Annotated in this window: 29 protein-coding genes and 1 other RNA gene; 13 read left to right on the top strand and 17 right to left on the bottom strand. The window is 40.4% G+C overall.

All coding sequences use genetic code 11. The features are described from left to right. The first annotated feature begins 30 nt into the window (after nt 1-30). Nucleotides 31-1833, top strand: a complete 1803-nt coding sequence (locus IGJ74_RS06055) for a glycerophosphoryl diester phosphodiesterase membrane domain-containing protein (RefSeq protein WP_034878703.1) — start codon at nt 31-33, stop codon at nt 1831-1833. A gap of 61 nt (nt 1834-1894) precedes the next feature. Here the strand turns inward: IGJ74_RS06055 and IGJ74_RS06050 are convergent, their stop codons facing one another. From IGJ74_RS06050 to gdhA, 3 genes are all read right to left on the bottom strand, one after another. Beyond that, the gene (locus IGJ74_RS06050) at nt 1895-2104 is read right to left on the bottom strand and encodes a hypothetical protein (RefSeq protein ID WP_005237189.1); all 210 of its coding nucleotides are present in this window, start codon (nt 2102-2104) and stop codon (nt 1895-1897) included. Between the two features lie 362 nt (nt 2105-2466). Then, nucleotides 2467-3813 carry a glucose-6-phosphate isomerase gene (locus tag IGJ74_RS06045; RefSeq protein WP_005229134.1) on the bottom strand — a complete coding sequence of 449 codons (1347 nt, stop codon included), beginning with the start codon at nt 3811-3813 and terminating at the stop codon, nt 2467-2469. Between the two features lie 102 nt (nt 3814-3915). After that, nucleotides 3916-5265, bottom strand: coding sequence for an NADP-specific glutamate dehydrogenase (gene gdhA, locus IGJ74_RS06040; RefSeq protein ID WP_016613917.1), 1350 nt, complete (start codon nt 5263-5265; stop codon nt 3916-3918). Between the two features lie 160 nt (nt 5266-5425). Between gdhA and IGJ74_RS06035 the strand changes: the two genes are divergently transcribed. Next, nucleotides 5426-6688, top strand: a complete 1263-nt coding sequence (locus IGJ74_RS06035; RefSeq protein ID WP_016613916.1) for an NAD(P)/FAD-dependent oxidoreductase — start codon at nt 5426-5428, stop codon at nt 6686-6688. Between the two features lie 139 nt (nt 6689-6827). After that, the gene (locus IGJ74_RS06030; RefSeq protein WP_005237193.1) at nt 6828-7865 is read left to right on the top strand and encodes a tagatose 1,6-diphosphate aldolase; all 1038 of its coding nucleotides are present in this window, start codon (nt 6828-6830) and stop codon (nt 7863-7865) included. A gap of 55 nt (nt 7866-7920) precedes the next feature. Here the strand turns inward: IGJ74_RS06030 and ybaK are convergent, their stop codons facing one another. From ybaK to IGJ74_RS06015, 3 genes are read right to left on the bottom strand one after another with little or no spacing between them, the layout of a single operon-like run. Next, nucleotides 7921-8412, bottom strand: coding sequence for a Cys-tRNA(Pro) deacylase (gene ybaK, locus IGJ74_RS06025; RefSeq protein WP_218193516.1), 492 nt, complete (start codon nt 8410-8412; stop codon nt 7921-7923). Between the two features lie 50 nt (nt 8413-8462). After that, complete coding sequence (gene aroD / locus IGJ74_RS06020) at nt 8463-9215, bottom strand: type I 3-dehydroquinate dehydratase (protein ID WP_005229128.1); 753 nt, start codon at nt 9213-9215, stop codon at nt 8463-8465. 5 nt (nt 9216-9220) lie between these two features. After that, nucleotides 9221-10390 (bottom strand): class I SAM-dependent rRNA methyltransferase, encoded by a 1170-nt coding sequence (locus tag IGJ74_RS06015; RefSeq protein ID WP_010749701.1) that lies wholly within the window; start codon nt 10388-10390, stop codon nt 9221-9223. Between the two features lie 237 nt (nt 10391-10627). Between IGJ74_RS06015 and IGJ74_RS06010 the strand changes: the two genes are divergently transcribed. The 3 genes from IGJ74_RS06010 to IGJ74_RS06000 all read left to right on the top strand — a co-directional run bounded on the left by IGJ74_RS06010 (nt 10628) and on the right by IGJ74_RS06000 (nt 14082). Beyond that, entirely contained in the window at nt 10628-12712 is a 2085-nt protein-coding gene (locus tag IGJ74_RS06010; protein ID WP_016613914.1) for an LTA synthase family protein, read from the top strand. Between the two features lie 180 nt (nt 12713-12892). Next, entirely contained in the window at nt 12893-13630 is a 738-nt protein-coding gene (locus IGJ74_RS06005; RefSeq protein WP_005237197.1) for a hypothetical protein, read from the top strand. Next, on the top strand, nt 13609-14082 hold the full coding sequence (locus IGJ74_RS06000) for a hypothetical protein (RefSeq protein ID WP_218193515.1): 474 nt from the start codon (nt 13609-13611) through the stop codon (nt 14080-14082). The genes IGJ74_RS06005 and IGJ74_RS06000 overlap by 22 nt, the downstream gene beginning before the upstream one ends. Before the next feature lie 119 nt (nt 14083-14201). On the opposite strand, the gene IGJ74_RS05995 is transcribed toward IGJ74_RS06000, so the two are convergent. Genes IGJ74_RS05995 through IGJ74_RS05985 form a run of 3 tightly spaced genes read right to left on the bottom strand, consistent with a single transcriptional unit; the run spans nt 14202 to nt 16706 of the window. Then, nucleotides 14202-15662, bottom strand: a complete 1461-nt coding sequence (locus IGJ74_RS05995; RefSeq protein ID WP_087664373.1) for a sensor histidine kinase — start codon at nt 15660-15662, stop codon at nt 14202-14204. After that, nucleotides 15662-16375, bottom strand: coding sequence for a response regulator transcription factor (locus IGJ74_RS05990; protein ID WP_218193514.1), 714 nt, complete (start codon nt 16373-16375; stop codon nt 15662-15664). The genes IGJ74_RS05995 and IGJ74_RS05990 overlap by 1 nt, the downstream gene beginning before the upstream one ends. Then, nucleotides 16356-16706: an SdpI family protein gene (locus IGJ74_RS05985; protein ID WP_005237201.1), complete on the bottom strand. Its 351-nt coding sequence runs from the start codon at nt 16704-16706 to the stop codon at nt 16356-16358. The genes IGJ74_RS05990 and IGJ74_RS05985 overlap by 20 nt, the downstream gene beginning before the upstream one ends. Nucleotides 16707-16851: 145 nt before the next feature. On the opposite strand from IGJ74_RS05985, the gene IGJ74_RS05980 reads away from it, so the two are divergent. From IGJ74_RS05980 to IGJ74_RS05955, 6 genes are all read left to right on the top strand, one after another. Further along, on the top strand, nt 16852-17622 hold the full coding sequence (locus IGJ74_RS05980; protein ID WP_016619858.1) for a Cof-type HAD-IIB family hydrolase: 771 nt from the start codon (nt 16852-16854) through the stop codon (nt 17620-17622). 62 nt (nt 17623-17684) lie between these two features. Beyond that, nucleotides 17685-18048, top strand: a transfer-messenger RNA (tmRNA) gene (gene ssrA / locus IGJ74_RS05975). Between the two features lie 268 nt (nt 18049-18316). Beyond that, on the top strand, nt 18317-18607 hold the full coding sequence (locus IGJ74_RS05970) for a DUF5960 family protein (RefSeq protein ID WP_142434609.1): 291 nt from the start codon (nt 18317-18319) through the stop codon (nt 18605-18607). A 161-nt stretch (nt 18608-18768) separates the two neighbouring features. Next, nucleotides 18769-19053: a hypothetical protein gene (locus IGJ74_RS05965; protein ID WP_430608737.1), complete on the top strand. Its 285-nt coding sequence runs from the start codon at nt 18769-18771 to the stop codon at nt 19051-19053. 741 nt (nt 19054-19794) lie between these two features. Beyond that, a complete protein-coding gene (locus tag IGJ74_RS05960) occupies nt 19795-20370 on the top strand; it encodes a hypothetical protein (RefSeq protein WP_430608736.1) in 576 nt (191 codons plus the stop codon). A 115-nt stretch (nt 20371-20485) separates the two neighbouring features. After that, nucleotides 20486-21328, top strand: a complete 843-nt coding sequence (locus tag IGJ74_RS05955) for a TIR domain-containing protein (RefSeq protein WP_430608735.1) — start codon at nt 20486-20488, stop codon at nt 21326-21328. On the opposite strand, the gene IGJ74_RS05950 is transcribed toward IGJ74_RS05955, so the two are convergent. Together IGJ74_RS05950 and IGJ74_RS05945 are read right to left on the bottom strand one after the other, a co-directional pair. Beyond that, nucleotides 21317-21562 (bottom strand): hypothetical protein, encoded by a 246-nt coding sequence (locus IGJ74_RS05950; RefSeq protein WP_430608734.1) that lies wholly within the window; start codon nt 21560-21562, stop codon nt 21317-21319. The two genes, IGJ74_RS05955 and IGJ74_RS05950, sit on opposite strands and share 12 nt — an antisense overlap. A 43-nt stretch (nt 21563-21605) precedes the next feature. Continuing rightward, nucleotides 21606-22550 carry a peptidoglycan recognition protein family protein gene (locus IGJ74_RS05945; protein WP_430608733.1) on the bottom strand — a complete coding sequence of 315 codons (945 nt, stop codon included), beginning with the start codon at nt 22548-22550 and terminating at the stop codon, nt 21606-21608. 91 nt (nt 22551-22641) lie between these two features. On the opposite strand from IGJ74_RS05945, the gene IGJ74_RS05940 reads away from it, so the two are divergent. Next, entirely contained in the window at nt 22642-22881 is a 240-nt protein-coding gene (locus IGJ74_RS05940; protein ID WP_002342490.1) for a DUF1883 domain-containing protein, read from the top strand. Here IGJ74_RS05940 and IGJ74_RS05935 read toward each other — a convergent pair. From IGJ74_RS05935 to IGJ74_RS05910, 6 genes are all read right to left on the bottom strand, one after another. Then, complete coding sequence (locus IGJ74_RS05935) at nt 22878-23069, bottom strand: hypothetical protein (RefSeq protein ID WP_430608732.1); 192 nt, start codon at nt 23067-23069, stop codon at nt 22878-22880. The two genes, IGJ74_RS05940 and IGJ74_RS05935, sit on opposite strands and share 4 nt — an antisense overlap. A gap of 41 nt (nt 23070-23110) precedes the next feature. Next, on the bottom strand, nt 23111-23428 hold the full coding sequence (locus tag IGJ74_RS05930) for a phage holin family protein (RefSeq protein ID WP_430608731.1): 318 nt from the start codon (nt 23426-23428) through the stop codon (nt 23111-23113). A 1-nt stretch (nt 23429) separates the two neighbouring features. Then, nucleotides 23430-23762: a hypothetical protein gene (locus IGJ74_RS05925; RefSeq protein WP_430608730.1), complete on the bottom strand. Its 333-nt coding sequence runs from the start codon at nt 23760-23762 to the stop codon at nt 23430-23432. Nucleotide 23763: 1 nt separating this feature from the next. Then, on the bottom strand, nt 23764-24123 hold the full coding sequence (locus tag IGJ74_RS05920) for a hypothetical protein (protein ID WP_430608729.1): 360 nt from the start codon (nt 24121-24123) through the stop codon (nt 23764-23766). A 67-nt stretch (nt 24124-24190) separates the two neighbouring features. Beyond that, on the bottom strand, nt 24191-24334 hold the full coding sequence (locus IGJ74_RS05915; protein WP_213359887.1) for a CD1375 family protein: 144 nt from the start codon (nt 24332-24334) through the stop codon (nt 24191-24193). Between the two features lie 13 nt (nt 24335-24347). Further along, nucleotides 24348-24635 carry a hypothetical protein gene (locus tag IGJ74_RS05910; RefSeq protein ID WP_430608728.1) on the bottom strand — a complete coding sequence of 96 codons (288 nt, stop codon included), beginning with the start codon at nt 24633-24635 and terminating at the stop codon, nt 24348-24350. Between the last annotated feature and the right edge of the window lie 3 nt (nt 24636-24638).

Genomic DNA, 24638 nt, shown 5'->3' with positions numbered 1-24638 from the left:
CACAATACTTACTTTGTTAGGATGACGACCATGAATTATTTAAAAAACAGCTTAGTCAACACGTGGGATTTTTTGAAAGACAGCAATGCCTACTTCCGTGATGTTTTATTGATGCACGGTGCCTTGTTGTTCTTAGTGATCCCGATATTATCAGCTTCCACCAAGTTCGTCTTAAAGCGCGGCGGCTTGCCTTATCTTTCTTTCGATAATATCGGTAGTATCTTTACAGATCACCCTGTTGTGTTGCTCTCATTAACCCTGATTTTGCTTTTGATCTTATTAGCCGTCTTTTTTGAATTTACTTTCTTACTGCTGAGTGTCTATTTTATCAAAAAGAAGCAGCCCATCAGCTTGCGGCAATTGTTACGAATGACTATTTTGCAATTGCGCAAATTACGGCCGATGACCTTTTTATTTTTCCTTTTTTACTTCTTACTGATTTTACCCATCGGTGGATTGAGTTTTAATTCGGATTTACTCGCAAAAATCAAAATCCCTGCCTTTATCATGGACTTTATTTTTGCCAATCGTGTCTTGATCATTGGGGCAGTGCTTTTGGTTTATGTTTTGTTGATTTACTTGGGGATTCGCGTGATCTTTGCCTTACCGGAAATGATTTTACGTGATCTGCCCTTTCGAAAAGCGATCAAAGAAAGCCTCCAAGTAACAAAACGCCGTTTTTTTGCCATCGTTGGTCAATTTGTCTTTATCGGTGGTAGTATCTTATTGATCACGACTCTGGGCTTCACGCTGCTTATTACCCTTCAAGCAGTGATTGAAGTTGTTACACCGGACTATGCGTTGTATAGTGCTGTTTTTATTATGACTTTCTTGCAGTTTATTTTGTTACTGAATGTCATTTTATCGACCGTGGCTATTTTTTACATCATCGTTGATTTCATGGATGATGAAGGCTTTTTACCAGAGATCCCTTCGTGGTTCCACCAAGAACCATTGAACCAGCGACATTTTCTAGGACTGAAAAGTTCCTTGTTTACCTTGGTCACGGTACTTTTTGGTGTTGGGGTTAGTCTGTATAATATGAACTATCTGACCTCAGCTGCTTCGATCCATCCGGTAACGATCTCCCATCGAGGGGTAAGCGACGGACAAGGGGTCCAAAATTCCCTTGAAGCGTTACGATTTACTAGTGAGAAATATCAGCCGGACTACGTGGAAATGGACGTCCAGCAAACAAGTGATGGTCATTTTATTGTCTACCATGATTTTTCTTACCGGCCTTTGACAGGCGGCAAAGGAAAACCCGAGCAATTGCCCTTGAGTTACGCCGAATCACTGACGGTTTCAGAAAACAACCAGACAGCCCGTATTCCAACTTTTGACGAGTACTTGGCGCTTGCCAATCAGTTGGACCAAAAATTACTGGTGGAGATCAAAACCCAACAAAAAGATACTGCGGCACTCGTAGATGCCTTCTTAGACCGATACCAAGAGGATTTAGTTGCAAATGGGCATATTATGCAAAGTCTCTCCTATACAGTTGTTGAAGAATTAAAAGATAAGGCGCCTGAATTGACGTCGGGATACATCATGCCTTTCAATGTCGTAGGGCCGCCACTGACCAGTGCCGACTTTCTGACAATGGAATACAGTACGATCAACCGCAACTTCATCGCTTCTGCCCGGACCGATGGCAAGGAAGTGTTCGTTTGGACCCCCAATGATGCGGATACTATCAGCCGAATGCGTTTTTACGGTGTAGACGGGATCATTACTGACCAAATGGGGATTTTAAATGAAGAGTTGAGTTTGTCGGAAGAAGACATGACTTATTCAGACAAACTATTGAATTTCGTGATTGGCGTTGGCTGATCTCACACAAAGAAAAATGCTGCTCACGGTGATCCGTTGAGCAGCATTTTTTGCTAGTTGGTTAGGCAACGTTCGTTTGCGTACAAATTTTATTGAAACTGACGATCATCCGACGATTACAAGCTTCTACTTGTGCTTGATCTTCTTCTTCATAACTTGAAACGACGATCAACGCCGTATGTACGTATAGTTTTTCCACCACACCGATCACAGGCTTGCTCGCCCCGACAGGTTGGCAGACATATTTTTCACCGATCGTAATATTCTCCATATCCTCACCTCAACCGTTTTCTTTCATAAAGATATAATAACAAAAAAGCATCAAATTGAAAACGTTTTATTTCAATTTATCACGCATTTGTCACCAAGAAATGACAGTTTCGTTCGTTCAAACGCACTGGTTTGTTCGTGCCACTTCTTAAAAAGCATTTTATACTAAAGGAAATCAAAAGGAGATGAGTCAAATGCCAATTATTCAAACCTGTATCTTTGGACTATTGTCTGCTGCGTTGCTTTGGGGATTAAAAGAAGACCGCTGATTTTTTGGATCAACTATCGAGTAACACAACAAACGCGAAAATAAAACAACGCCTTGTGCCAATCAGAACTGGCACAAGGCGTTTCTTTGTCGAATTATAGACGTTCGTTCAATTCTTTTGCAAGATCTTCGAAACCTGGTTTGCCAAGTAAGGCGAACATGTTTTTCTTGTACGCTTCAACCCCTGGTTGGTCAAATGGGTTCACACCGTTTAAGTAACCAGAGATACCTACAGCGATCTCAAAGAAGTACATCGTGTAACCTAACGTGTACGCATCCATTGTAGGAATTTTTACTAACAGATTAGGTACATCCCCATCTGTATGGGCAAGTAACGTTCCTTCAAAAGCTTTCGTATTAACAAAATCAACTTCTTTTCCTTCTAAGTAGCCAAGACCATCAAGATCTGCTTCTTGTGTAGGGATCGCAATTGATTTGCGTGGTTTTTCAACTTTTACGACAGTTTCAAAGATATTGCGACGGCCTTCTTGGATGTATTGACCAAGAGAATGCAAATCTGTTGAGAAGTTTGCACTTGAAGGATAGATCCCTTTTTGGTCTTTTCCTTCAGACTCGCCGAATAATTGTTTCCACCATTCTGAGAAGTATTGCATGCCTGGTTCGTAGTTGATCAGCAATTCGGTTACTTTGCCTTTGCGATAAAGGATGTTACGCATTGCTGCATATTGATACGCTTCATTTTTTTCAAGGTCGTCACTTGCGTAAGCATCGCTAGCATCTGCTGCCCCTTGCATCAAGGCATCGATATCTGCTCCGCTGGCAGCGATTGGTAATAAACCAACAGCAGTCAATACAGAGAAACGGCCGCCGACGTCATCTGGAATCACAAAGGTTTCCCAGTTTTCAGCATCTGCTTCAACTTTTACTGCACCTTTCGCTTTATCCGTTGTTGCGTAGATCCGTTTGTTGGCTTCTTCTTTGCCGTATTTTTCAATCAAACGTTCTTTGAAAACACGGAAAGCGATCGCTGGCTCAGTAGTTGTTCCTGATTTTGAGATCACATTCACAGAGAAGTCACGGTCACCGATGATTTCGATCAAATCTGCTAAGTATGTTGAAGAAATCGAATTACCGGCAAAAAAGATTTGAGGTGCTTTGCGTTCTTCATTTGGTAGCAAGTTAAAGAAAGAATGATTTAAGAAATCAATCGCTGCTTTCGCTCCTAAATAAGATCCGCCGATCCCGATCACGACTAGTACTTCAGAATCAGATTGAATTTTTTCAGCCGCTTTTTTGATACGCGCAAATTCATCTTTGTCATAATTTTTAGGAAGGTCGATCCAACCTAAAAAGTCGCTACCAGCACCTGTTCCTTCGCGTAATTGTTTGTCTGCTGCTGTAACTTGACTTTGCATGTAGCTCAATTCGTATTCGTTTACGAATGGTGCTACTTTCGAATAGTCAAACTTGATGTGTGACATGATTTGTCCTCCTTGAAAAAATAGTTTTTCATACACTACCTACTTTACGTTTTTTTCCAACTTTTTTCAAGTAATTCCTGATAGGTAGCCTGTTGGGTGATTTTAGACAAGTCCTTGAGCAAACATTGCTTTAGCAACTTTTTCAAAGCCTGCGACGTTCGCACCTAACATAAAATTATTTTTTTGATCGAAGGTTTCAGCTGTATCACGGCATGCTTCATAGATCGACTTCATGATATCATCCAATTTGGCATCGACTTCGGCTTTTTCCCATTGCAATCGTTGGGAGTTTTGACTCATTTCTAAAGCAGAAACGGCTACGCCGCCGGCATTGGCTGCTTTTCCTGGGCAGTAGAAAATTCCTTCTTCAATAAAATATTCTGCTGCTTCTAATGAGCTAGGCATATTCGCGCCTTCAGAAACGACCCGGACGCCATTGGCTTTTGCACGTTTGGCTTGCGAGAGATCAATCTCGTTTTGGGTCGCACAAGGAAAGGCTAATTCCGCTGGAGTATCAAAATCCCAGACAGTTGCCCCTTCATGATATTCCGCTGTTGGCCGTTCCTTGGCGTAAGCCGTCAAACGTTCGCGTTTCACTTCTTTGATCTCTTTTAATAAGGCCAGATCAATGCCGTCTTTGTCATAAATAAAACCAGAGGAATCAGAACATGTGACAGGGATCGCACCTAATTCTTGCAATTTCTCAATTGCATAGATCGCAACATTGCCGCTTCCAGAAACGATCGCTTTTTTGCCTTCAAATGTTTCATCTAAGTCTGTCAATAAATGCTTAACGAAATAAACAGCGCCATAACCCGTTGCTTCTGTGCGGTTTTTACTGCCCCAGAAGTCTAGTGGCTTACCGGTTAAAATCCCGGCATCGTATTGTTTCAATCGTTTGTAGGCACCAAACAAATAGCCGATTTCCCGACCTCCGACACCAATGTCGCCAGCAGGAACATCTAGGTCAGGTCCGATATGTTTTGACAGCTCCGTCATAAAGCTTTGGCAAAAACGCATCACTTCGGCATCTGATTTGCCTTTTGGATCAAAGTCACTTCCGCCTTTGCCGCCGCCGATCGGCAGACCCGTCAAGCTGTTTTTGAAGATTTGCTCAAACGCCAAAAACTTCAAAATACTCAAGTTTACACTTGGGTGAAAACGCAAGCCGCCTTTGTAAGGCCCCATTGCAGAGTTGAATTGAATCCGATAGCCACGGTTTACTTGCCAGTTGCCTTGATCGTCTTGCCACGGGACTCTGAATTGGATAAAACGTTCTGGTTCAGTTAAGAGTGCAAGGATATTTGATTCAATATATTCTGGATGCTCCTCTAAAAAGGGAACGATCGTAGGCAAAAATTCGTCAATTGCTTGAAGAAATTCCGGTTGGTGTTGGTCTTTCTCGTGAATCTTCGCTTGAATTTCTTTCACGTAAGCTGAAGCTTTGGTCATAGTGCATTACCTCCTTTAAGATATTTTCTATTTTAAAGAAATTTTCTGAAATTGCACGCTTTTTTTTAGAATTGTCAGAATTTTTTATCATTCGAAAAAAATCGCCCTCTCCTTTCAGCAGTCATAGGCGATGTGTTACAATCCCAAAGAGGTGAGAAGAATGGAAAAAACCTATGATGTCATCGTTGTTGGTGCAGGTACGAGCGGTATGATGGCTGCGATCACCGCTGCCAAACAAGGTGCTAGGGTCTTATTAATCGAAAAAAACAAAAAAATCGGCAAGAAACTATTGATGACTGGCGGCGGACGCTGCAATGTAACCAATAATCGGCCGGTAGATGATTTAGTTGCTCATATTCCAGGAAACGGCAAGTTTTTGTATAGTACGTTTTCCCAATTCAATAACTATGATGTAATGGCGTTTTTCGCAGACTTAGGTGTCGTCTTAAAAGAAGAAGACCACGGACGGATGTTCCCTGTGACGAACAAATCAAAAACCATCGTCGAAGCGCTGCTTCAAGCAATCAACGATCATCACGTCACCCTGTTGACGAATACGGTCGTAACCAAGCTGATCCATGATGGCAGCCAAATACGCGGCGTACGAACCGAAACCGATGAGTTCTCTGCCCCAAGCGTGATTTTGACGACGGGTGGCCGCACCTATCCTTCCACGGGCGCGACGGGGGACGGCTATAAGATGGCGAAAAAAGTCGGGCATACCATTACGCCGCTTTATCCAACCGAATCGCCGCTTGTTTCAGAAGAATCTTTTATTCAAGAACGGACCTTGCAGGGCATTTCCTTACAAGACATCACCTTGAGCGTCTTGGATCAAAAAGGAAAGCCCATCGTCGCCCATACCATGGATCTTTTGTTTACCCACTTTGGGTTATCTGGTCCAGCTGCTTTGCGCTGTTCCTCTTTTGTGAACCAAGAATTGAAAAAGCAGCAACCAGTGACGGTTGTTCTGGATTGTCTGCCGACGAAAGCCCAGGAAGCCTTGACCCAAGAATTAATTCAGTCTGCGGCTTCGAAGAAACAATTGCCGAATGCTTTAGCTGGCTTTTTGCCTGAGCGCTTGATGACCTTCTTTTTGCAGCAGCTAGACTTGCATGAGCTGGTTGCTGAAAAAGCCTCACCGGAACAGTTGACGGCGCTCGCTTCCTTGATCAAAGGCTTTTCAATCACCATTGTCCGCACGTTCCCATTAGAAAAGTCCTTCGTGACGGGCGGCGGGGTCCATCTGAAAGAAATCAACCCTAAGACCATGGAAAGTAAGAAAATCAATGGCTTGTATTTTGCCGGTGAATTGCTGGATATCAATGGTTATACAGGTGGTTTCAACATCACCGCTGCGTTTTGCACGGGTCATGTTTCTGGAAAAAACGCAGCAGAAACAGCTAGTTATTTCAATTATTGATCGACGACCCGGGTGTTCGCAGCAATATCCTGGCCTGTAGCTGCGAACACCTGGTTCTCCCCCTCTTTTTGCTTATTAGTTGGGTTTTTCTCAAAGTAGGCGTAGACTAAAGATAGCAAGATCGAGGGAGGTTTTTTTTATGAAACGAATTTCAAGAGGTAAATTTGAACGAATGCAAAAACTTTCAAATGAGGACGGTGTGATTGCCGCACTAGCGATCGACCAACGTGGTTCCATGAAAAAAATGATGAAGGCGGCAACTGGACCGGATGACTTTACGATGGAACACATTTATGAATTCAAACAGTTGGTTTCCCAAGAACTGACCAAATATGTCAGCAGTATTCTGTTAGATGAGGAATATGGCTTCTTAGGGATCGAAGCAAAGAATCCCAATGCTGGCTTGATCCTTTCCTATGAAAAAACAGGCTATGATGTCAACACGCCGGGTCGTTTGCCAGAGATTTTACCCAATGAATCGTTGCAGCGCTTGGTGAAAAAAGGTGCGGATGCTGCAAAAGTCTTGGTTTATTATAATCCAGATGAACCCCAAGAGATTTTAGATACCAAACATGCGTTTTTGGAGCGTTTAGGTACGGAGGCACAGGCGGCCGATATTCCCTTATTTGTGGAACCGATCGTCTATGATGATGAGATCACAGATGACAAATCACCTGCTTTTGCCAAGATCAAACCGAGCAAGGTCATCCGAACCATTCAGGAATTGACGAAAGATCACTACCATATCGATATTTTGAAAGTCGAAGTACCGGTTCAATTCGACTTAGTGGAAGGCTTCCAAAAAGAAGGCTTAGAGGCCGTCTATACGCAAGAAGAAGCAGCCAATTACTTCAAAGAAGCCAGTGACGCCGCGACTCGGCCATTTATCTATTTGAGTGCGGGAGTTCCAGCGAATGTCTTTCGCGATGAATTGACCTTTGCTGGTCAACACGGTGCTAAATTCTCAGGAATCTTAGGTGGGCGAGCAACTTGGCGCGATAGTGTGGAAATTTATGGGAAACAAGGTGCCAAAGCGTTGTTGGAATGGCTGGACACCCAAGGGAAAGAAAATGTTGAAGAATTAAACGCCATTCTAAAACAATATGCCACTCCATGGTTTGACTTTTATGGTGGTTTAGAAAATATTGAGGTTTTCGATATTGAAGTAATGGAATAAAATAGTACAAAATAATCCCCGTGAACGGCATTTCAAGATGGTTCACGGGGATTTTTTATTCGTGTTCAGGTGCCAACAAATCGGCAAAGATCGCCCTAGTCAATTGTTGCAACGCTTGTGGGGCAAGCCCCATCTGCAACCCGCGCTTTCCTGCAGAAACCACGATTTCTTCCAGTGTCTGCGCCCCACGATCAACATAAGTAGGAAAGAGCTTTTTCATCCCGATCGGCGAACAGCCGCCGCGAATATAGCCAGTCGTTTCTTCTAAATCTCTCAGATGCAGCATCTCTACTTTTTTGTTTCCACTGACTTTGGCTAACTTTTTCAGATCCACTTCTCTGTTTCCAGGAATCACAGCCACTAGCGGACCTGTTTTGTTGCCCACTGCCACCAGCGTTTTGTAGATGGCTTGCGGGCGTGCTAGTTGCACAGCGACGGATTGCGCATCGAGATGGTCTTCCGACCACTCATAGGTGTATTCGTTATAAGCGATTTTCTGTTGTTCTACTTGACGGATCGCATTGGTTTTTTGTTTCTTCTTCGCCATTTTATCCCTCTTTTGTTTTGGTTTCTTTTAAGAGAAGGCCTTGGCTGGTCTTACTCATTGAGTGAAAATTCTTGTAAGTAGTTGGTCATTCGTTCGATCGGTATTTGTCCAGGTGCTGAAGCACCTTGCAACGAAGCAAAAGTAAAGACCGAACCAGTCAATGCCCCACTAACCCGGCTGATTTTCCCCAGCTCCCCCATCGACATGATCGCCAACGGCAGTTGGTTGAAGCCACGCGCTTTAGTAATGATCCCCATCAAACGTAAAACATCTTGGACTTGCTTGGGCATCATCGCTAACTTGCCAACATCGGCACCAAATTGATTCATTACGCCGATCTTTAAAATCAACACAGCATCTTCTGGCGTTTTCTCAAAATCATGATTGCTCAATATCAGCTTTACCTGTGCCTTTTTGATTTCTTGAATAAAGGCTCGACCTAAAAATTCAGCTTTCTCTAATTCGACATCGATCCAATCGATCAAGCCTGAATCAGCAGCAGCTAAACACAATTCTTTGTACTGGGTCAATGTGAACGCCCGCTCGCCCCCTTCTTCCAAGGTTCGAAAAGTGAAGAGCAGCTCTTTGTGCTTTAATGTCGTGCGAATATGTGATAACGCATCTAAGACCGCTTGCTGGTCTTCGACATGTTTGTAATGATCAACACGCCATTCGACGATCTGTGCCTCTGATTCCTCAGCAGCAATGGCTTGTTTCAAGATCTCTTCATTGGTTTTCCCAATCAATGGCACACAAATCAACGGTGTTTTCCCGTCTAACGTTACTGGTTTTGATCGGCTCATCTACTTCACTCCTTTTTCATTTGATAAAAGAATACTTTCAGATAGTTCCCTTCGGAAAAATGCTTATCTACCGCAAAATCAGCTGGTAGACGATAACTTTGAATACATTCATAAGCAACGTGTGCTTTCTCTAAGGATGCTTCGATCATTTCTTGAAACTTCCTCGGTGAAAGATTGGCCGCATTCGTTGAGGCGATCAACAAGCCATCAGGCGCTAAAATCGCCAAACTATCAGTGACTAAGTCGCCATAATTTTTCGCAACCGAGAAGACCTTTTTCTTGTTGCGGGCAAAACTCGGCGGATCTAAAACGATCACATCAAAGCGCAAGTCTTTTTTGCTGGCATAATTGAAGTAATTGAAAACATCCATGACATGGATACGCTGGGTATCTGGATCAATGCCGTTGACTGCAAATTGTTCGCGGGTCTTTTCTAGACTGCGTTTTGCCAAATCGACGCTCGTTGTTTGAGCAGCGCCACCGACAGCAGCAGCGACAGAAAACGCCCCCGTATAACTGAACATATTTAAAACCGTCTTGCCAGCTGCCAAGCCATCAACAAGTTGCCCACGAACTTCTTTTTGATCCAAAAAGATGCCCGTCATTAGTCCTTCGTTCAAATACGTCGCATACGTGACGCCATTTTCCTTCACCAGTAAGGGTTCAGGTGCCGTTTTTCCATAGACCCATGCTGATTCAGGCAGCTCAGACGTAAAGCGGATTTTTTCATAAGCCCCTTTGATCTCGGGAAATATTTGACGAAAAGCCGCCACGATCGCTTTTTTATGTTGATAAAGGGTGGCATTGTACCAAGAAAAAACGACATACTCGCCATACAAATCTACGGTAAGTCCCCCCAATTGATCCCCCTCGCCATTAAACAGACGAAAGGCATCTGTCAGGTCATCTTGATAGTAAGCAATGCGTTTGCCTTTTGCTTTCGCAAAGCGTTGCGCAAAGAATGCTTGGTCGATCACTGTTTCTTCAAAGGATACGACCCATCCGATCCCTTTATTTTGTTCCCCAAGATAGCCGACACCTAAGAAATGGTTGGCCTGATCAATAAAGGTGACCCACTCCTTCGTCTCGATTGCTTGTTGAAGATCTTCTCGTTGGATCAACGGATTCTTTTTGCGAAGCTTCGCTGATCCTTGCTTCGTTAGTTTTATTTTCATGTTCATCTGCTCCATTCATTCTCCTTTTTAGTATAGCAAAAAGCGACAGTATTGTCTGTATCCTTGAAAGTAAAGAAATACTTAATTCCGCGTCATGACAAGGAATTCATTTGACACGTCTTTCACAGCCTAGTAAAATGTACTGTGATGTAAAATCGTAATTTACCGGTTATACTGGAAAAAGAGAGGACGATTCCTTTGAAAAAAAATAAAGTATCCACCTTTGTGAATACAAGAATGGGCTTTTTTTTCCTATTAGCCCTATTATTTTGGCTAAAAAATATCTTTGCCTATATGGTGGACTTCCACCTAGGTATTGAAAGCAGCATTCAGTACTTCATCTTATTCATCAATCCGATCGCAACGACTTTGTTGTTGCTGTCGATCGCATTGTACGTAAGAAGAACCAAAGCAGCTTATATCACGATGCTTGTGATCTATTTCTTGATGACTCTGCTGTTGTTCTCTAATGTTTCGTACTATCGAGAATTCACTGACTTTATCACCATCAACACGATGCTCGGTGTAGGAAAAGTAGCAAGTGGTCTAGGAGAAAGCGCAATTCGCTTGTTCCGTCCCTACGATGTGTTGTACTTCATTGACTTTATCGTGCTGATTGCAGCCTTTTCAATGAAAAAAATCAAAATGGACACTCGTCCTGTGCGGGCACGGATGGCTTTTGCGATCTCAACCTTAGCTGTCATGGTCTTTTCTGCCAATCTTTTCTTAGCAGAAGCGGATCGTCCTGAACTGCTTACTCGAACGTTTTCTCGTGACTATTTAGTGAAATACCTTGGGATCAACGCCTTTACGGTTTATGATGGGGTACAAACTTATCAAGCTTCGCAAGTACGTGCCGAAGCGAGTCCCAACGACATGAACGAAGTAGAGAGCTATGTTAAAGAACATTACGCAGAACCAAATGATGATCTGTTCGGTATCGCAAAAGGCAAGAATGTCATTTATATTCACTTAGAAAGTGTTCAGCAATTCTTGATCGATTATAAATTGAAAGATGAAGATGGCGTGGAACATGAAGTCATGCCGTTTATCAATAGTTTATACCATAGCGATAGTACCTTTAGTTTTGATAATTTCTTCCACCAAGTAAAAGCTGGGAAGACCAGTGATGCCGAAACATTATTCGAAAATTCCCTGTTTGGATTGAATCAAGGAGCGTTATTCACTCAACTGGGTGGGAAAAATACCTTTGAGGCAGCTCCAGATATTTTAGGTCAAACGCAAGGCTATACCAGTGCTGTTTTCCACGGAAATACCGGTACCTTCTGGAACCGAAATGAAACCTACAAACGGTTTGGCTATGATTATTTCTTCGACGCATCTTATTATGATGTCAATGATGAAAATTCATTCCAATACGGTCTACATGACAAACCGTTCTTTGAACAATCCGTACAATACTTAGAACGTCTGCAACAACCGTTCTATTCAAAATTCATTGCGGTTTCTAACCACTACCCATATTCTGAATTTACCAATGAAGAAGGCGGCTTCCCGCTAGCGAACACTTCTGATCAAACGATCAATGGCTATTTCGCAACCGCGAATTATTTGGATAAAGCCGTGGAAGAGTTCTTCAATTACTTGAAAGAAAGTGGCTTATACGAAAACTCAGTCATCGTTTTATATGGTGACCATTACGGAATTTCCAATTCTCGTAACCGTAACTTAGCAGAATTGCTTGGAAAAACAAGTTCTACATGGACAAACTTTGACAATGCCTCGTTACAACGTGTGCCTTATATGATTCATATTCCAGGACAATCAAACGGCGGCATCAATCATACGTATGGTGGCCAAGTCGATGCCTTGCCAACCCTATTGCACTTACTGGGTGTGGATACATCAAACTATATCCAATTAGGACAAGATTTATTCTCTGATCAAAACGAACAACTGGTTGCTTTCCGCGATGGCGACTTTGTGACACCAGACTACACCTACTACAGCAGTACATTGTATGACAATCGTACCGGCATGCCGATCAACGATCCATCCGATGAATTGCAAGCCAAAGTCGATGAATGGAAAGCCAAAGTCGACAAGCAACTTTCGGTTTCTGATCAGATCAATAATGGTGACCTTTTACGATTCTACGCGAAAAGCGGTCTAGAAGAAGTTGATCCTTCGACCTATAACTACAAAGACGCCCTTCAGCAAATGATGGACATTGAAAAGAATCTAGGCAGTGATTCAACTAGTGCCTTTTCTCAAAATGGCAATCAATCGACCGTCGATCTGTATCAAACAAAAACCTTCCAAGAATACCAGCAGATGACGGAACAAGATAGCGGCGAGTAAAGTAAGAACAACCAATAATCAATCCAGTAAGGCACCTGCCTTGCTGGATTTTTTTGCACTATTTGATAGGAAAAAGTCGAACTTTCTTGCCACTTTTTTAGCTTCGATATTTTACTACAAGAACTTCATACTTTATTCAAACTCCCCTTTTATACTATGTACTAGGATGAGGTGACTTAGATGAAAACTATACATTTTGCGATTGCCAGCATTTTTTATCATAAAAAAGCCATGGTGCTTTATACGCTTGTATCCTTCTTTGCCGTGATTGGCTTGATCGTGACGTTTGCCTTGATCTATTCGATGGATCAAGTGATCGCTCAAACAAGAGATCTCTTGGCGACAGAAGATCTGCAAACGAAAGTAGCCGAAGAGATCCAACCAGTCACGACAATCTATCATCAACTGTTCTATTTGATTTTTAGTGCCTTTACACTGGTCTTTATTGGCTTTCAAGTTTACTATCAATTATATAAACGCTCGGAATACACAGCTTGGTTAGCAAGTGGCGCCACCACCAGACAATGGGTAGCGATGCAGATCATTGAAATGCTCTTGCCGCTCTTAGCAGCCGCTGTGATCGCCTTTGTCTTATTGCTACTCTTCCAGCCTTATTTCCAGCGGGAATTACTTAGTGGGCATATCATTGCCCTTGATCGAGAGCGTGCTTCTGATAACTTTTGGGAGGCTGTACAAAGTCTTCCTGGACAAGAATTCGCCATTACGATTCCGCAGAATAGTCAAATTCTGGTCCAAAATGTCGATTTGAACAGCACCACTTGGCTTGCTATTTTATTTGAAAGCACACGCCACACACTTGTCGTCTTACTTGCCGCTGTTACCAGTTTTACTGGTTTGATTGCCAGCGGACATAGTCTGTATTGGAGGAAAAAACAATGGAAAAACCAACTCAGCTAACGAAACCAATTGGTTTCTATTATGTTTCGAAAGACAATGAAACAAAAACTTCTGAATTAAGTTTGCTACTTTCACAAAAAAAAGCCATCTTGATTCGTGCTCAATGGCCTTCCGTTCCCTTTTTATCCGTCATGGACAATGTATCTCTTGCAAATAAAAAAGGGGGCGATTTAGAGGGTTTTCTGCCTTATGTTCAGCTTCCCTTATCGGCTTTGAAAAAAGAGCGGACAGAATTAGGCCCCTTTGAGGAGATCAAAATTCAGCTGCTCTTAGCGTTACTTTCAGAAAGAGAAACCCTTTTAATCGAAAATGTCTTGAGCACGTTAACAACAGAAGAGGTCCAAATCCTGCTACCTTTGTGCCAAGAAATCGCCGAACAATTTGCTGTTGCCATCTATTTGATCCATGAAGACGAATGCTTTGCCCATACGCCCTATACCACTTATCTATAGTTTACATAGCCCTCATACAAAAAGGCTTGCTTGCAAAAGCAAGTCTTTTTGTATGAGGGCTGCTGCCAATGAACCGCAAAAAAAACGACCGGCTAAGCGAATTGCTGCCGGTCGATTCCTTATTCTTCATTTAAGTCGATATCTGGAAAAGAGATTTTAAAGGTCGTGCCTTTGCCAAGTTCACTTTCTACACTGATCTTTCCTTTGTGCAGGCGTACGAGTTGTTCAACGATCGATAGTCCCAGACCAGATTCACCAAATTGACGGTTTTTACGGGAAGGATCAACTTTGTAGTAACGATCCCAAATATTTTTGACTTGTTCTTCAGACATGCCGATTCCCGTATCACTGATTTCGATGATCGTTTCCAAGTAGCCTTTTTCGATTCGAACTCGGATTTCTCCTTCTTCCGTAAACTGGATCGCATTTTGTAAAATATTGACCATGATCTGGACGAAACGATCATAATCCGCGTAGACATCGATTGGCTCTGTTGTTTCTAAAATCAACACATCTTTGGCAATTTCTGCCTTGCTCTCCAGTTGCGTCAACAGATTTTTGATGGTTTGCGTTGCATCGAATTTTTTGATGACCATCGAGATTTGGTTGGTTCGGATTTTTTCGTAGTCAAGGTTTTCGTTGACAAGACGAATCAAGCGATTGGTTTCATTTTTCATCAAGCGGATCGCATTGTCCTTTTGATTTTCAGGAATCGCGTTGTACTCTAACCCTTCCAATAAACCATTGATGGTCGTCAGAGGCGTACGCATCTCATGAGAAGCATCGGCCATAAATTGCCGACGACGTTCTTCTTGCCGTTCAATTTCTTCTTGAGATTCTTTCAAGGATTTCGTCATTAAATTAAAATCTTCGGCTAATTCATCAAATTCATCCCGATTATGCACCGGCAAGAAAATATCAAAATTGCCATTAGTAATTTCTTTGGTTGCCCGTTTCATTCGATTGATCCGCCTTACTTGGAACGTAGCGAAAAGGTAACTGATCAATAATGAGACAACGATCGAAATCAAACAAACTTTAAACAAGTTTTGATTAAAGGCACTGACAAGATTCAAAATACTGCTTGCCGATTGCGAAACCACCATTACACCGTAAAAATCCGTGCGATTGACAGAAAAAGGTATCAACACATAGGAAGTCAGTTCTTTTTCCCCGTATAAATTTGTGGCGGAGGTCAGTTGTAGACGCGCCCCATTTTCTAAGGATTGCCAGTCTTTTTCAGAGATCGGAAAATCAACAGCATGAGCGGTATCTAGTGGATAAATAATGTCATCAGGACTTTTAAAGAAAGCAAAGGAGATATCTTGGTTGCTCAAAATATTCTCAGCCAAACGCAAGGAATACTGTAGATAGCCATCCCGGGTCATATTTTGCTGTAAATATTCTGAATCACTGATTTGCGAAATCGTCGCGACCGACGAAGCATACCCCATTAACTGCTCATAATTTCGTTCTTGTAACGTTTGGCGTGTCATTTGAGTAAACGCAATACCAATCGTCATCAAGATCACGAAGATCACCACAAAAAATGCAATCAGCTGTTGATACAGGTAGCGCATTAAGCAGCACCCGCATCATCAAATTTGTACCCAACGCCCCAGACAGTTTGAATGATCTGTGGCCCCACTTTTTCAATTTTTTGTCTTAGTTTTTTGATGTGTGCATCAACGGTCCGTTCATCGCCAAAGTATTGGTAATCCCAAACCAGTTCTAACAGCTGTTCTCTCGAAAACACTTGTCGCGGTTTTTTCGCTAACGTATAAAGCAAATCAAATTCTTTCGGCGTCAACCCATCGATGGGTTTACCATTTAAATAGGCTTCCCTTGTTTTTGTGTTCATTTTGAAATGATCGGTGACGATATCAAAGGTGGCATTGGAAGCTTCAGGTGTTGTTTTTTCAACCAATTCACTGCGGCGGTGTAATGCCTTGATCCGTGCAATCAAGGTCAATGGACTAAAGGGTTTCGTCACATAGTCGTCCGCCCCCATCTCTAACCCGATGACTTGGTCGCTTTCCGAATCACGGGCCGTCAACATAATAATAGGAACTGTACTAGAGATTTTACGAATTTCGCGCGCCACCATCATGCCGTCCATGGAAGGAAGATTCAAGTCAAGGGTGATCATATCCCACTTGTCTGGTTCAGCAGCAAAGGCCTCTAGTCCTTCTTTGCCATCGTATTTAAATACTGCTTCCCATCCTTCATTCAAGAAAAACATTTGCATCATTTCAGAAACAGATTCATTGTCTTCAATCATTAATATATTCATTTTCTTCACCTCTATGTTCTTTATCAAATCGTTGCAGATTTTCTTCGATCAGGCCAAAGATCGGCACGATGAACCAAGGGATCACGATCATTTCAACTAGAAAAAAATTGGTCCATTCTTGCCATTTCAAGACAAACCCAATGAGCGCCATGATTCCGCCAAAAAGCAGAAAGAATCGGGCAGATAGTTTTTGGGCCTGTCGCCAATTGCGTTCATTTTGTTTTGCTAGATAGGAACGGTATCCATAAATAAGGTTCATTTTTTTTGATGGAAAAAGAAAAAAAGTGAGACCAATCAAGAAAAAAATGCTGCCAATTACTAAAAAAATCATCGTTTCACTCCATTCTTCCTATAGTATACTCGAATTTCTTTCTTCTACCAACAACTTCACCGATTATTCATAAAGGTTTGCCTTTTTTTCAATCTTTGATAAGATTGTGAGTGGACTATGACTATAAACCTTAGGAGTAAGATACATGACCTATAAAGCATTAACTTTTTTTGATCTTGACGGTACACTTTTAGATGAACACTCGCAAATCACTTCGGAAATTGCTGAGGCGATGGCGAGGTTGCGAAAAAACCAAGTACTGCCGATCATTGCAACAGGCAGAACCGAACCTGAAGTTACCGCTATTCGTGAAGCAGCTGGTATTACCTCGAACATCGTCATGAACGGGGCTTTTATCCGCATTGATGGCAAAGAAGTTTTTTCCGATACCCTTGAGCCTGAGCTTTGCGCACGGATGTACCAAGCCGTCAAAGACAATGGCGATGAGCTGTGTTATTACAATGAGAAAGGCTATTGGGCGACTGGTCACACCGAGGAAATGGTTGGTGCATATAACTACGTCCGTAGCCCTCTACCAGAAATCGATCCTCTGCATTATGAAACAGATCGGACCAATATGTTGTTGGTTTTAGGTGTCGGCAACGATGCTTATTATCATGAGCGTTTTCCCGAACTAACTTTTTATCGTAATACGCCCTTTTCAATCGATGTCGTAAAATCCGGGACTTCTAAAGGGACTGGCGTAAAAACCTTGGTAGAATTGTTGGGTCTAGAAGATGTACCTACCTTTGGCTTTGGTGACGGCAGCAACGATTTCGCCCTTTTAGAAGCCTGTGACCACAAGATTGCAATGGGAAATGGGATTCAAGAGTTAAAAGAGCTGGCAGACTTCGTGACCTTGAAAAATACCGAAGGCGGGATCGTACACGCCCTGAAACATTTTGACTTAATCTGATTCTTTGCACACGCACGAAAATATGGTATACTAGTGAATGGTAGCGATACCCCTTTTATCAAGGGGATGTTACGGATTCGACAGGCATAGTTGAGCCTGAATTGCGCTTCGTAGGTTACGTCTACGTTAAAACGTTACAGTTAAATATAACTGCTAAAAACGAAAACTCTTACGCTTTAGCTGCCTAAAAACAGTTAGCGTAGATCCTCTCGGCATCGCCCATGTGCTCGAGTAAGGGTCCTATTCTAAGTGGGATACGTTTTATCTTTCCGTCTGTAAGATAAAAAAGAGATCATCAGACTAGCGATACAGACTGCCTGTCACTCGGCAAGCTGTAAAGCGAATCTACAAATGAGTTGACTATGAGCGTAGATTTTTAGGTAGCAATATGTTTGGACGCGGGTTCGACTCCCGCCATCTCCATAAAGAAAAATCGATTAGATTTTCGTAGTTTTTCCTAAGTGTTCAAAGCCTTGATTTAAAGAGGTTTTGAACACTTTTTTTGTATTTTCAGTTCCACAATGTTTTTCGTAGTTTTTCTTGTTTGGTAGTCATTTGGTAGTCAAATGGTAGTCAAATTTTACCTTTGCATCGATGTGCTTTTCCTCGCTTTTCGTAAATCGTATATCTTAATCTAGTGTTCGCTTTACATAGAGAACATTTGTTCGTATAATTCTTGCAAGGAGTGATTGATATGCAAATACCGTTAGCGCATCAAAGAACTTACGCATTGGAAAGATATTACTACGAGTTTATAGAAAGAATGGGTCCAGCGCACTTATTGTACGATCAGTTTGTTCGGACGATGGAGAATTTTGGTAAACCCTATTTCACTGTACCCATCAGCTATAGTCATTATTCGGAAGAGTTGGCTTTTGTATTTAAAATAGACGGTGAAAATTATCTGTTCGATCACGTTAGGACTCAAGACAAGATTCTTAGAAAATACGACCCTAACACAAAGTATAAGCCCGGCGGTAACTGATATGAACATAATCAGTCAATATGAGCAGGGCTACCTATCTTTCTCTGAGTTTATATATGATTTTCCGTACAGTATTTCTGAGTCACAGGAAGCTTTATACGGATCAAAATGTGTCGAGTTCTATGTTGCTGTCACTTTGGGTAAAACGGATTGTTGCTATTATGTACAAGCTTACGGAGGCGATCAATGTGAAAACGATGAAAGGTGTAGTTTCGAAGATACGAGTGTTGAAGATGAGCAAGACCCCTTTGGTGCGGTTCTCGCTTGATAATGTGAACTGTTTGATTGCAGCGCATAGTTTGAACTTCCTAGCTGATGTGGATGAGGGAATGCAGATCGTGGTCGCTGGTGAGTATAATAGTAGGAAACAATTTGTTGTGAAGAAGTATTCGGTGATTGGTAAGACTAAGATTATGATTGAATTTGAAAATATCAATGTTCGATAAGCGTATTACTTTTCCTATTCAGTAAATTATTATATGATGATTATTATGATGACGGAACATAGTTCCACTTGCACGGCATATGAGAATATGCTGTGCTTTTTTTGCAAAAAAACCACTCCCGGGGAGGAGTGGCACAATTAGATGAAAAAGTTTTTTTATAAGGTAATTTAATTATATTAACTATTTACAAATTGTTCAAACCTTCTGCTCAAAAATAACCCACCCTCAAGGAGAGTGGGCCTGAAAAAAGATATAAAATGAAATAGCCCCGGTCAAGGCTATGACTCCATTCTACAAGAACATAGTTTTTTTTTCAACAAAAAATCCACCCTATAAAATAGAGTAGACCAAAAGAAGAGTAAACAAATGAAAAATTGGATTGGTTGGTATGATTCTACATTACATCCATTATTAATTAAATTCAATAATTTTATGACGATTTTCTAATCAATAATATCTATTACATTGAAATAATGCTAAAATAAATAAATCGAAGAGTACTAGGCACACTTCCCCAAGCATTACCGCCTAATACTCCTCGTAGAGTATTGCACGCACCTACTAATCTATAGGATAAACTTAGTTACTGCAAGTAAAACGAATTTGAAGCAATGAAAAAAGCCTTTTGAATATTATATAATTTTCTTTACCACTCTTTTTGGGAGTGGTATATTTTGTTAATAATGTATGATTTTGAATCATGATATATAGTTGATAGCAAATAGCAGGAGGTATTACCTGATGAATAGCAAAGAAAATATCGAAATTATTTCATCATTAAGAAATGTAACCGAAATTGTTAAGGAAGCCCTTGATAAGAATGCTTATCGTGCAGCTTTTTTTTGCTCTCTATCAATTCCTGATATATGTGGTCAATTATCTTATCCTGATTTAAGGGGAAATAATTCTTCTGCAAGAAGGTATAAAAAATGGTATAACGAAAACTTTTATCAATATGAACACCCAGAAAAAGATAGTGAATATGTTGACTCTTTGATAGATAAGTATAATTTATTGGACGGTGATATGATTTGGCTCATAAGATGCAAACTATATCATCAGGGACTAACGGTAAACGATGAAGTTATAAAAAAACTAAAAAATAAATATAAAAATAGTTTGAAAGAAAATTTCGATAAAATACAATTAAACATAAACCTTGATGAAGGGCGTGATCATTTTAGATTCGTTTATGATAATTTTGGCGCTGACACCGAAACAAAAATGAACATAGATATTTTTGTTAATCAAGAAATTTTAGCTAAGAAGTTATTGTTGCATGCGGAAGATATATTAAAAAAAGAAAAATACACATAAAAAACTTCCTATACATTTGAGTTTGATATTCTTTTCTGTCTTAGTAAATATCATTATTTCTGATATAATAGATTAAATTAATTGGATATAATTAAAACGATTGTGAGGTATCCTAATGTCCGTAAACAGTTATCAACAAAAAGAAAAAACTCTTTTAACCGAAATTGCTCGTTTGGAAAAGAGTTTAGCAAATGAGCAAAAAAACATAGCCACTTCTGAGAAAAAAATTGCTTCAAACCAATCTGATATTGCTCGTTCTAAAAATGCTTCAACCATTCGAACTAAGCAGCGCACAATCGAATCAGAAACAAGGAAACTTGTTCAAAGCAAAGGAAAAGTCGCGGATCTCTCTTCAAAGTTAGCAAGAAAGAAGAAAGACTTAGGTGACAATCAAATTAAACTTACTAAAGCAACACAGACCGAAAACAATAAGTTCCAAAAGAAATTACAAAACTCTTATGAAGAGCAACTTAAAAAAATGCGTCAATTACAGCAAGAAGAGATTAAAATCATTCATTCAGATGTCTTAAATGACCCATCTCTTTCTGATAAAGAGTATGATATATTTATTTCTTATGCTTCCGAAGATTCAAATTACGTTGATAAATTGGAAACAGCATTTAATGAAGCTGGATTTTCAATATGGAGAGATAAAACAAGTATCGGTTGGGGGAACTCAATAAGACAATCGATCGACAATGGCTTAGTCAAATCAAAATTTGGTCTAGTAGTCATTTCTTCAGACTATATCCAAAAATATTGGACTGGATATGAACTAGATGGAATATTAAGCAAAGAGAGTTCTACCGGTCGTCAAATGATTTTGCCTCTTTGGCATAATGTTACTAAAGATGAAGTTGACTCCAAAAGCCCTTCCCTTTCTAATAGATTAGCATTAGACACCAGACTTAACACTATAAGCGAAATAGTTGAAGCTTTTAAAAGTTTAATCGAATAAGCCTAGCTTATATAGCAAATCAATTATTCTGTAAAAATCATAAGAACCAGCACTATCCACTCCGATGTAAGGGAATGAATTCAGTCCCTTTCTTTCGGCGGCTTCTATGGATTTTTTTGACCAATCAGGTTCATTACTAAGTAGAACTTTCATCAATATATTTTGATTAAACTCTAAACGTTTAATTTGATTTTCAAGTCTTTCAATTTTTACTTTTTCTTCCAAAAAAATCATCCCCATCTATTTATGTACAAGCCCGCAGAAGCGGGCTATTTGTTTACCATGGAAGCTTATTGTTGTTCAATGCTATTTGCAATGCTTTGACCATGTTAGATACAGGGCTGATAACTCCATCAACCGTTGTCTTCAAAGCACGCTGCATAGCTTTGATCATTTCTGTTCCGCACAGTCCATCGATCGTCCCATTGTATAAACCTTTTGCTTTCAACCGTTTTTGCCATGTTCGAATCAGCGTTGATCCTTTTAGTGTATTATCGAATTGTGCCGCATAAAGGTTCTTGTTACACGCTTGTCGATACTGATGGCTGATTTCGTCATCTGGTGTGATACCTTCGTACTTCATGGCTTTATTGGCAGTACTTGGGCCAAACATGCCGTCTTCTGGGATTTTATTGGTATTTGGTTTTACAGAAGGTGTGCTAGGTTTAGCTGCTGAATTAGAACCGCTAGTCCTGCCAAACACCGCATCTTTGAACCGTTCTAGCTCACTTGGTTTTGCTACCCATGGAGCTGGGCAGTTCTTGCCAGTAACATCATAATGTCGCCAAATCTTATTTCGAGTGACATTCGGATATTTTGCAATCAGTTCTTTGACTGCTTTAACTGCATTCTGGAATGTTTTTTCGGTGATATTTCCATTTCTATCCAAGCACATCTCCACGCCAATCGTTGAATAATTGGCGTTACCAATCTTAGAATACAACGGACGATAGCGTGACCCATCTGCATTGTATTTGCTAATTTCGTTGGCGTGATACGCAACTTCATTTAAGGGAATAATACAGAGTGCTTCAATGTCGTCTATAAACAGTTGAGCAGAAGCATAGTTTCCTTTTAAATTATTAAAATAGTTCTTGTGATTGCGTGCGGTACCACCGTTGTTGGCGGTGTAGTGTATAACGATACCAGCAATACCGTTATTTCTGATACCTGGTCTCGAATACTCATTAATATTGATATACTCGTATTTGATGAAACTCATTTTTTATTTCCTCCTTTTGACAATAATTTTTTGCTATAATTTCCTTATCAGCAAGCGGTCTGCTGAAATAACTGATAAGGAGGTGAAAAACATGGTGCAGGTTCCTTATGCTGAATCCAGCGGTTCATTATCTGTAAGAGTAGAACTTCAACACGCCGCAGATGTATTTTTGGTCGATTCTACGAACTACAGAAAAATGAACTCTGGTCAAAAATTTAAGTACTACGGCGGACATTACACTAGAACACCGGTAAATATTACAGTCAGTGGTCCTGGTAGATGGTATTTGATTGTTCGTGGTGGTGGGCAATACAAATATAGATTCTATTAATCTTTAATTTGAGCTGGCATACCAATTGTCAGCTCTTTTAATGTGGCATTCTTTTTCATATAATCTTCCACTTCAGATACAGCATTTTGTAAATTAGAAATCGTCCAGCCTTTCTCAGTTACAAAACTAATAACCGTTTCAATAAATTCTTTTTCTTCTGCTTCTAAAATAATTCTTTCTGTTTCCATGTTTATCCCTCCAAATTTTATAAAAAAAGAGCAGCTAACAGCTACTCCTTCTTTTCTGTAAATTCTTGGCCGTCGCCATAGTCATTTTTTTGATCATTACCGCTTAAATTTAATAGTTGTACAAATAATTGATGCATCCCGGTTGAAGCAATACCGCTAACAGCCCCATAAACAATTGCCTCAACAGTCAATCCGTTGATGACAGCTCCTAGGATCGCTCCTAAGACAATAACAATCAATGGAATGTATCCATTAGCCACTGCTGCAAATACCGGCGTTGACTTGATCAAATACCCCACTACCAAACACGCTACGACGATCACTGGTACTAAAAATTCTTGTAAAAATGTTAAATCCATTTTAAATTCCACCTTTCAAAATTTTGTTCTCGTTTTTTAGCGATTCGTTTTCGCCTTCTAACACATCAATAACATCTTCCAATCGATCGATTTCCTCTTTGTAAAAAGCAATTTCCTTCTCATATTTTTCTTGTAGTTGCTCTACTTTCTTTTCTAACTTGTCAACTTTGTCTTGAAGTTCCTTGTTTATCGCAACGTATTGATCATATAATGCTTTCGCATTTTTGACATTCTCATTTTGTAAACTGACTTTGTTCGTTGATTTAGTCGCAAGATAGGTCCCTGTTGAAGTAACAACAGCGACTAAAATTAGTGTGATTTGCTGTGCGTCCATCTTAGCCCTCCTTTAGGGCTATTCCGAAAGCAAGAGCAGCCATCCCAAGAGAAAAAGTCCACACTGTGTTTGGTGGTGGTGTTAAGAGAAAAGAAACTGAGAAGACTGACCAAACTGTCGCAAGCATAATGAGTGACCCATGCTTGATTTTTTTGTTGTTTATCCAAATCCCCACCAACTTGAGCAATCCTAAGATGATGAAAACTGCACCAATAAATTGGTTATCAAAAATCTCATCAATTAAATCATATACTCGATAGCCTTGAAGGATTTGCGGATAAAAAAGAAGCATCGTCCCATACAGAATTGATACAACACTCAGGACTAAGCTATCCCACTTGAGTATGATTACATTCTTCATGTTTCACCTACTTTCTGAAATAAAAAGCAACCGACTATTAAGCCGATTGCTCCTGCTGCTACATATCCTATTCTTTGGTTCCTTCTTGCTTTTTTGCGTTGGCGACAATTTCTGCAACATCTTCACGAATTGATGAAGGCACGCTCTCAATTGTTCGTTTGCCTTCAATGATGTGCGTCGCATATAACATTTCTAGTGCTGAATAGTTCATCTTCATTTCCTCCTTATCTGCTTAGTAACATGTCAGACAAAACCAGCAAGGCTTCCTCTGTCATTTCCTGTCGTTGTTTCAATTCTTTATTTTCTTCTTTCAATAAATCTAACTCAGACGGTTTTTTTTCAGTATTATCCTCTACTATTGAACGGATAAAATCCCCCATATTTTCTGGATTATTATTAAACTCATTTACTAAAAGAAATTCAAATAGATCATTAAGTTCATCATCCATTGCACCTTGTTCCGTTATGATTTTCTGGATGTACTTCTGTTTGAATAGTTCTATTTTATTCATAGC

The organism is Enterococcus sp. AZ009 (genome assembly GCF_050548785.1).
Lineage (GTDB): Bacteria > Bacillota > Bacilli > Lactobacillales > Enterococcaceae > Enterococcus_D > Enterococcus_D entomosocium.
Note: the sequence above shows the minus strand (reverse complement) of the source record. Positions and strands in the feature narration are given on the sequence as shown.